3 protein-coding genes and 1 tRNA gene are annotated in these 9,037 nt (G+C 37.7%); 2 read left to right on the forward strand and 2 right to left on the reverse strand.

Annotated features, from left to right (window positions below; translation table 11 throughout):
• Positions 1-1,104 precede the first annotated feature (1,104 nt).
• Both H6F47_RS25625 and cobO read left to right on the forward strand, forming a co-directional pair.
• Positions 1,105-1,177: transfer RNA gene (locus H6F47_RS25625), tRNA-Arg, on the forward strand.
• 472 nt (positions 1,178-1,649) lie between these two features.
• On the forward strand, positions 1,650-2,336 hold the full coding sequence (gene cobO, locus H6F47_RS25630) for a cob(I)yrinic acid a,c-diamide adenosyltransferase (RefSeq protein WP_096566152.1): 687 nt from the start codon (positions 1,650-1,652) through the stop codon (positions 2,334-2,336).
• 159 nt (positions 2,337-2,495) lie between these two features.
• Here cobO and H6F47_RS25635 read toward each other — a convergent pair whose 3' ends face one another.
• Together H6F47_RS25635 and H6F47_RS25640 are read right to left on the reverse strand one after the other, a co-directional pair.
• Positions 2,496-3,218 carry a hypothetical protein gene (locus H6F47_RS25635; protein WP_190651592.1) on the reverse strand — a complete coding sequence of 241 codons (723 nt, stop codon included), beginning with the start codon at positions 3,216-3,218 and terminating at the stop codon, positions 2,496-2,498.
• Positions 3,219-4,087: 869 nt separating this feature from the next.
• A complete protein-coding gene (locus H6F47_RS25640) occupies positions 4,088-8,140 on the reverse strand; it encodes a non-ribosomal peptide synthetase (RefSeq protein ID WP_190651594.1) in 4,053 nt (1,350 codons plus the stop codon).
• Positions 8,141-9,037 lie beyond the last annotated feature (897 nt).

Raw genomic sequence — 9,037 nt, forward strand, 5'->3', positions numbered from 1 at the left:
GGTGATTGGTGATTGGTGATTGGTGATTGGTGATTGGTGATTGGTGATTGGTGATTGGTGATTGGTGATTGGTGATTGGTGATTGGTGATTGGTGATTGGTAATTGATAAAATGTTTTATAAATTAATTAAGACTTACGCATTGACAGGAACAACCAAATATGAGGTATGGCTTTCGGGCATTTTAACATGATTTTTTGATTATTTTTGAGCGATAGCGAAGCGCTGCTGCAAGCAGTTCGCCGATAGCGTAGCGTGGCGTTAGCCATAAACTTTTCCAACATCCTCTTAGTGAGGTACAAACGGAAATCATAAAACCCTTGTGGAACAGGCATCTTGCCTGTTAGCTTTGTAGATCATAACTTAGGAAACATCTGTAAATATACATTTATATATATTTAAATGTGATTAGGTAATACAAATATTAACTCAAGCCCCTTAAAACAAGATCCCCCTAGCGGCTTTTTTGTCCAAACTAGGGGGATCACATATTGCGTAGACTATAAATCTTTCGGTATAGGCAATTAAGTTAAATATATCCAATATATTTCATTTTGCCTACCCCTAGAACGATGATTTAACAAAATTTTATATTATTTTTACAATTACCTAAGCCTTGAGAAGTATTTGCTAATTCTGTATATGCTAATACAAAAGTTTGCGACTTTATCAGGCAGATTAGCACAAAAAGAACAAGCGATCGCAGTCAAATATTAACATCTGTGGTACAAAAATATTATCAATTTTTGTCTGCATCTGTGATGCAAAATGTGAAGGTGTGTGATATACTAGTTGTGAGTTCAAAAAGCGTAGATCCTTGAAAAGCGGTGAAAGTCCTGATCTGAGAGTGCGGAGAGTTAGAATTAACCTAACCATAGTTCCTGTGTGCCAGGAAATCCTATAAATTAGACGAAATAAAACATTTTCAAGAGTAGCTAATCAAATCAGAACTGAAAAAAGGTAAAAGTAGTTCGGAACTCTATCTGATGATAGAAACCGAATATTGTGGCTTGTAGTTAGCCATCTAAGGTGTATAACATTACCAAGCTAGAAATATTTGACTATATTTTTAGTAACTATGTTATAATTACAAAAGTATATGTAAGGGCGCGTGGCTCAGTGGATAGAGCAACAGATTCCGGTTCTGTGGGTCGGGGGTTCAAATCCCTCCGCGCTCGTTTTTTCGTTTGCCAGATTATTTGTCCGCGTTGACAAATTAATGTCCCCATTGACCCTGAAACGAGACGCAAACCCCTGGCTTTTAGACATGGGGACAAGTCGATAGCGACTTTAGTCGCATTAAAGCGATTGATTGGCTTTAGGCACATTCAAAATTGTATAGAATAATTCATCCAATCTTTATTAAAAATTGGCACAATTTTAATTTTCATCATCCTCAATCTCTTAATTTATCCAGGTTTTACATTTATTCAGCATCCCCTAGCTATGATTCGTTTAATGTTGAAGCAATTGGCGTAATCAAAATCACTTTCTCAAAACTTTTCAGACATCCTCTTATGCCGATGAAGAACAACTAATTTAATTATTAAGATCACAGCTAACAGAATTTATATCATTTCTAGTGTAACCTTACTCAAAACAATTATACTTCATTCTCGTAGGCTTAACAGTTATTTATCAATAGGATTTATGAAAAACGATCAACCAGAAGAATTAAATTCTGATCAGGAAATTTCCCGTTTAATAGATGAGGTCATGTCATCTTCAACATCATCGCTGAATGATGAACAGTACCGCAAAAAAATGCAGCGTCGTAAGGAAATACAAGATCAACGTATAGCTAACGCCATCCCAGAAAAAGGTTTAATTATTATTAATACGGGTAATGGCAAGGGTAAGACGACTGCGGCTTTAGGTATGGTAATGCGATCGCTTGGTCATGGATACAAGGTAGCGATCGTCCAATTTATTAAAGGTGCTTGGGAACCTTCAGAAAAGCGGGTTTTTAGTCATTGGACAGACCAACTAGAGTTTCACGCAATGGGTGAAGGGTTTACTTGGGAAACCCAGGACCGTGATAGAGACTTGGAGAAAGCTAACGCTGCTTGGGAAAAATCTTTAGAATTTATCCGCAACCCAGAGTTTAAACTTGTACTCTTGGATGAAATTAATATTGCTCTCAAACTTGGTTATTTACAAGTTGAACAAATCTTAGCAGGTTTAGCCGAAAAACCAGCAGATAAACACATAATTCTTACAGGGAGAGGCGCACCACCGGCTTTAATTGAAAAAGCGGATCTAGTTACAGAAATGACTTTAATTAAGCATCCTTTTAAAGATCAAGGAATTAAAGCGCAAGCGGGAATTGAGTATTAAACGCAAGGAGTCAGGAGTCAGGAGTCAGGAGTCAGGAGTCAGGAGTCAGGAGTCAGGAGTCAGAATATTTGATATATTTGATCAATTGGTAGATGTTCAAATATTGATTTTGGGCTTAACTGTTAACAAGCTGACCGCTGACTGCTAATAGCTAAATGCTTACCTGAAATGTTGACTACAAGCTTGTAAAATTTTTCTATCATTAGCACTGACAGAATTTAACTGATGATAGTCTTGCAGTTCTATAGAATAGGCATAGGTAGCAGTATCTTCATCAGTAAAGTTGGGTATTTTGCTAGTAGTTGAAACTTGAGTAACACCAACTTCACCAGGAGAGCTAGTTACCGTCATTGCTAACTCACCAGATTGAGCAATTGTACCCTGAAAACAGCTAAACTCAGAACTGGGCATATACAAAGCACCAATTACCTTTCCTTGCTGTTTTTGAAACACAATATAACCTTGTCCTAACTGGTTTGGTGTTGAGGACTGTCCATAAAGATAAATTCCATCTTTTTCAGGAAAATTAACAGGTGATTTTCCTCCTCTTTGTCTTGTATTTGTGGGTATATTGTGTAACGTTCTATTTAAAGCTTCAGATTCTACATTAGATTCTACATTTTGTGGTTCAACAGTATTTAACTGAAGTTGACTTCTTTGATCTCTAATATCTCGCAGTCTTGACAAAAGAGAGTTTTCATTGTTACTCTGAATTTGATTTGCATAACCTGGTAAATTCGCTGCTGTGGCTGTAGATTTCAGGTTAATTTTTGTCCGTTCACTAATTACACTTAAACCTATAATGCCAAAACCAATCAGTAAGCCAATAGCGGGAAGTTTGAATTTACCTTGGGGTATGAACTGAAAATTTTTGTTAAGCACCTGACATCTCCTGTAACTAAAATAACTACTGTTATCTACTTACCTAAATAATAACCAAACACCAATACTTAAAGATTCCTGCAAAAGTTTTATCTATATTATCTGGAATAAAAAACCATCAAAAAATGAAGTTTTTATAGATTTTGGTTGATCATCTCAAAATATCATTGTTGAAAAGTGTAATGCTTCGCACTAGAGAGTCATTCTTGTGGGGGATGACAAAAATCTTTTTACCAACTTTGATTTAATATTTAGGGTTTGCTGAAAAAGTTATCTGTGAAGGACCAGTAGTATGGCTAACGCCACGCTTACTTCGACTGCGCCCTTCGACACCGCCCTTCGACACCGCCCTTCGACACCGCCCTTCGACACCGCCCTTCGACACCGCTCAGGACAGGCTCAGGACAGGCTCAGGACAGGCTCAGGACAGGCTCAGGACAGGCTCAGTACAAGTCGCTATCAAGGAGTCAGGAGTTCAAGGAGTCAGGAGTTCAAGGAGTATGGCTACGCCACGCTTACTTCGACAGGCTCAGTACAAGTCGCTCAGTACAAGTCGCTCAGTACAAGTCAAAATAGCTAAAACCGTTTACCTGTAAAGTTTTCGGATTTATATGGCTAACGCCACGCTACGCTATCAGCAAACCCTATTTAATTGAGATATCTTAAGTTTGGCATTTGTATTGTCAATTCCTCAATGGGTTAAAACAGGTAAAGTATTGATCCTGATCACTTGATTTCATCTCAAAGTGTGATATAAACCATTGATTGACACCTTGGTGATCAGAATCTCATGATTCACTACAACAGCAACCCTAGGGATTTCGGATCAGAGCAAAAAAAAATTCAGTCAGGGAACTGCAAAAAATAAATTATTTGCCAGTCCCTTGTGCCTGCTCTATGCAAAAAATTAATTTTTCCGCTAAAATTTGTACACCTGGTTCTCCAATCATACTCAGATGTGTACCGGGAACTTCGTGAATCTCCACTCCTTGTTGAGCCATTTCACGCCAACCTCTACATGGTTGAGACCGACACCATCTCAAAACTTCTTTGGTGGTAAATAAGGTTACTTTACCAGCATAGGGTTGTGGTACATAATCTGCCATTGTCGCCTGTTTCAGAGTTTCTATTAATGCCATGTTGTAAGGGTTGGCATCATTATCAAAAGAGTGTTCATTCCACAAGTCGAACTTGCTGCTGGTTTTTCCTGTAAATAAGGATCTAAACCAATCCAGTTTAGCGAGAAAATAATTCCATCTATCTGCTGATCGCAGTCGCAACAGAGAAAGCAAATAGACATAAATTGTCCGGAATAGCGAAGGATGATTGATATACAAACTAGGGTTATATGTATCTAACATTGCCAATAAAGCCACGCGATCGCCTTGGGCTTCTAACTGACGCGCCATTTCAAAGGCAACTATCCCACCACTGGAGAAACCACCCAAAAGATAAACACCATGCGGTTGAACAGTGCGAATTTCTTGGATGTAGTGAGATGCCATGTCTTCCACCCTAGTATGGGAAGCTTGTTTACCATCAAGTCCTTGTGCTTGCAGTCCATATACAGGTTGCTCTTTACCCAGATAACGTACTAGAGTTTGGTAGCCAACCACATTTCCTCCCAAAGCATGTATCAAAAATAAAGGACGTTTGGCACTGCTACCGGGCTGCATTTTCACCAAAGAAGACCAAGAAACGGATGTATTTGCTTGGATAAGAAGACTAACTAACTCTTCTATAGTTGGGGATTGAAATAAGGTAGCTAAAGGCAGTTTTTGACCAAATTTCTGTTCAATTTGTGTAAATAATCTCACCGCTAAAAGAGAATTTCCCCCCAAGTCAAAGAAATTATCATTAATACCAATTGACCCAATACCTAAAACCTCTGACCAAATTTGCGCTAATTCGATTTCTATAGCATTTCTAGGGGCAACAAAGAGTGTTTCTAATTCTGGTCTTTGGTCGGGGATGGGTAAAGTGCGGCGGTCTACCTTACCATTAGGAGTGAGGGGGATGTGGGCGATCGCCACAAAAGCCGATGGAATCATATATTCTGGCAATTTATATTGTAAAAACCGCCGTAATTCATTCATCGTGGTTGCAGACTCACCATTTACCACCACATAAGCCACTAAGCGTTTATTTCCTGCTTCATCTTCTCTCGCTATAACTACAGTTTCCTGTACAGATTCATGTTGTGTAAGTACACTTTCAATTTCGCCTAACTCAATGCGAAAACCACGAATTTTTACTTGATGGTCAATTCTACCAAGAAATTCAATATTTCCATCACTAAAATACCGCGCTAAATCTCCTGTTTTATAAAGTCGTGCTGCTTTGTTATCACTAAAAGGATTGGATATAAATTTTTGGGCTGTAAGTTCAGGTTGATGTAAATAACCAGAGGCTAAACATTCTCCACCAATATATAATTCCCCGGTTACACCAATAGGACAAGGATGTAAAAAATCATCCAAAATGTAATATTGAGCATTTTGAATCGGTTTACCATAGGGAATACTTTTCCAATGGGGTTCTACTTTACCAATGGGATAATAATTAGACCAAACTGTGGCTTCTGTTGCACCACCCAAACTAATTACTTCTACACCAGGAAAAGTAGTTTTGAGTAAATCTGGTAATGTGACTGGTATCCAATCACCACTCATAAATACTAACCGCAATTGAGGATGAAAATTACTTATTTGCACTTTGGGAAAAAAGCCAGCTAGTTGTTGCAATGCTGGTGGTGCGGAATCCCAAAATGTAATCGGTTCATGGCAGATAATATTTAATAAAGCCTCTGGATCTCGGACATCATTACTAGAAACTACCCGAATTGAACCACCGGCTGCTAATAGTCCGAAAATGTCATAAACTGACAGATCAAAACATAAGGAAGTGATAAATAAAACCCTGTCGTTAGCATTGACATGAAAGGTTTTATTCACCCATTCAATTAAATTAATTACCGGTTGATGACGAACTACAACCCCTTTGGGTGTACCTGTAGAACCAGAGGTGAAAATTACATAAGCGATATCATTAGATGTGGCAGATGTTGATGGGTTTTCTGTGGGAAGTAAATCTAAATCAAAACTATTCCACACTTGTTGATGTTCTACTTTAGCAGTAGATTGAGGATGATCTGACTGATCTAAACAAATCAGGTTTTGTAATGCCTTTAGTTCTAATTTATGAATATCTGGTAACAGCCAAGTTTGGGTAACTAAACAATTAATTTCCAGAGAAGATAATAATAATTGAATCCTGGCTTTCGCAAAACTGGGTTCTAGTGGTACATAAGCGCCGCCGGCTTTTAAAATTCCTAATACCGCCGGAATCATTTCTAGCGATCGCTCTAAATAAACAGCGACTAATACCCCTGGTTTCACACCTAATTTTTGCAATTTATGGGCTAATTGATTAGCTCTATCATTCAATTCTTTGTAGGTTAATTGTTCTTTTTCAAAAACAACGGCTACAGCATCCGGTGTTCTTTCTACCTGAGTTTCAAAGAGTTGATGAATACAAATTTTATCGGCAAAATCAGCTTTTGTATTATTCCAATCAATCAACATTTGCTGTTTTTCAGATGTTGTTATTAGTGGTAATTCTCCTAAACATTGCCAAGGATTTGTCGCCATGCTGGATAATAATGTCTGAAGATGTCCCAGCATTCTAGCTATTTTAGCATCATCAAATTTTTGGCGGTCATATTTGAGTTTTAATAACAGTTCTGATTCTCCATAACCCAGTAATGTTAAAGGAAAGTTAGTTTGTTCTGCTAACTGTACTTGCAGATTTTCCCATCTACCGCCCTGAGAACGTAAGGTAGTATTTAATTCATGGTTTTCAAATACAAAAATGCTCTCAAACAATGGCTTTCCGGGTGGTACATCACTGCATCTTTGAATCTTGACTAGGGGTGTATGTTCGTAGTCTCGCATAGCCACCCACTGCGATCGCAATTCTTTCAACCAAGATAAAAGCGGTTTTTCTCCTGATATTTCCACTCGCACTGGTACGGTATTAATTAATAATCCTACCATTGAATCTGCACCAGGTACGGAGGAATAACTACAGGATCTTGTCGCTCCAAAAACCACATCAGATTCACCACTATAACGACTGAGCAATAAAGCCCAAGCAGCTTGGACTAAAGTATTTAGTGTAATTTGATGTTGTTTTGCTAACGACTGCAACATCGCTGTAATTTTTTCTGAGAGTCGGATGGCTTGCTCACCAAAACCACTTTTTTCACTAGGGGTTGAGTCTACTAATAAAGGTGTAGGTGCAGTAAAACCTTTGAGTAAATCTCGCCAAAAAATTTCTGCTTTAGACCAATCTTGTTGCTGTAACCAGGCGATATAGTCTTGATAAGGACGGGGTTGGGGTAGTTGCAAATCTTTTCCTTGACAGAAAGTATCATACAAGGTAAACACTTCTTTCATAATCCTAGATAAAGAACGACTATCTAACAAAGCATGGTGAAAAGTCCAAACAAATTGGTAAACAGATTCTCTCAACTGAAATAATGCCAGACGCATTAATGGGGCAACATTTAACTGAAAACCAAGAGTGCGATCACTTTGCAAATAAGCTTCTAATTTAGTTGATTGTTCTGCCTCAGATAAGCCACACCAATCTTGTTTTTCTAGGGTAATTGTTACCTGTTGATGTACACATTGTAGAGGTTCTCTCTCAGTTTCCCAATCAAAGCTAGTTCTTAGAACTGCGTTTCGTTCTACGACTCTTTGCCATGCTTTTTGGAATGCCAAAACATCAATTTTTTCATGTATTAAACAGACCATTTGATCAATATTCACTCCTGAATTTTGAGCAACTAAGCTGTTAAACAGCATTCCTTGCTGCATAGATGAAAGTTGATATGAATCTTTTAAATTTACTAACTTCATTTTGTTTTTGCCAAACTTGTTATTAAGTGAAGTGATAAATTTCAACAAGTGTAATCATCATATATAAGATGAGATGATTACCTAGTTAGGGGTTGCTGAGAAAGTCTTTCCGTGAGGGCATAGGAGTCAGGAGTCAGGAGTCAGGAGTCAGGAGAAGATTTGAAAATTTCTTTGCCATCTCTTGAAATCCCAAAAAATGCACACTTTTTCCGGTATACCCTTCAAAACCCTTGCACTAATTTCTGTGTTTATCAGCCTCTAACCTTTGATATATCAAGGTTTTAGGTTTATTCAGCAAACCCTAGTTAAAGATAAGTTCTCTAGATGCTAGAGTAATTAATAGATTGCTTACATCACATCTATCCACAAATTACTAAATAAATTTTATGTATCAGGCTAAACTGTAAAATTTACGGCAGTGCAATTTTAATCATCAATATAAATTAGCAGATAATTTGCAAGTTTATATATAAAAATAATCAAAAATGTTCAAGACTGGATGAAGAAAATATAAAGTTCAAATATTAGTCTTATATTTGATGATTGAACAAAACTCCGTACACCTAAATATTCTCAAACCCTTTTGCCTCTTCTAAGCTGTTACACAGCTAAATTGTATAATCCTAATATTCTGAACTCTTGTTTAACAGGCAAGATGCCTGTTCCACTTATACAAATTAAATGCACAACAGCTTATGAGTACCTCTTGCCTGCCTACACAAGTATGTTCAGGAATCAAACCGGATTCCTATACCTTTTACGCAAAGATAACTAGGGGTTGCTGAGAAAGTCTTTCCGTGATGGCATAGGAGTCAGGAGTCAGGAGTCAGGAGTCAGGAGGAGATTTGAAAATTTCTTTGCCATCTCTTGAAATCCCAAAAAATGCACACTTTTTCC

The sequence above is a fragment of the Sphaerospermopsis sp. FACHB-1094 genome, from assembly GCF_014696195.1.
Classification (GTDB): domain Bacteria; phylum Cyanobacteriota; class Cyanobacteriia; order Cyanobacteriales; family Nostocaceae; genus Sphaerospermopsis; species Sphaerospermopsis kisseleviana.

Bases quoted from the DNA above. Each gene is read 5' to 3' on its own strand.
- H6F47_RS25640 (WP_190651594.1), bottom strand. From the start codon at position 8,140: ATGAAGTTAGTAAATTTAAAAGATTCATATCAACTTTCATCTATGCAG.
- cobO (WP_096566152.1), top strand. From the start codon at position 1,650: ATGAAAAACGATCAACCAGAAGAATTAAATTCTGATCAGGAAATTTCC.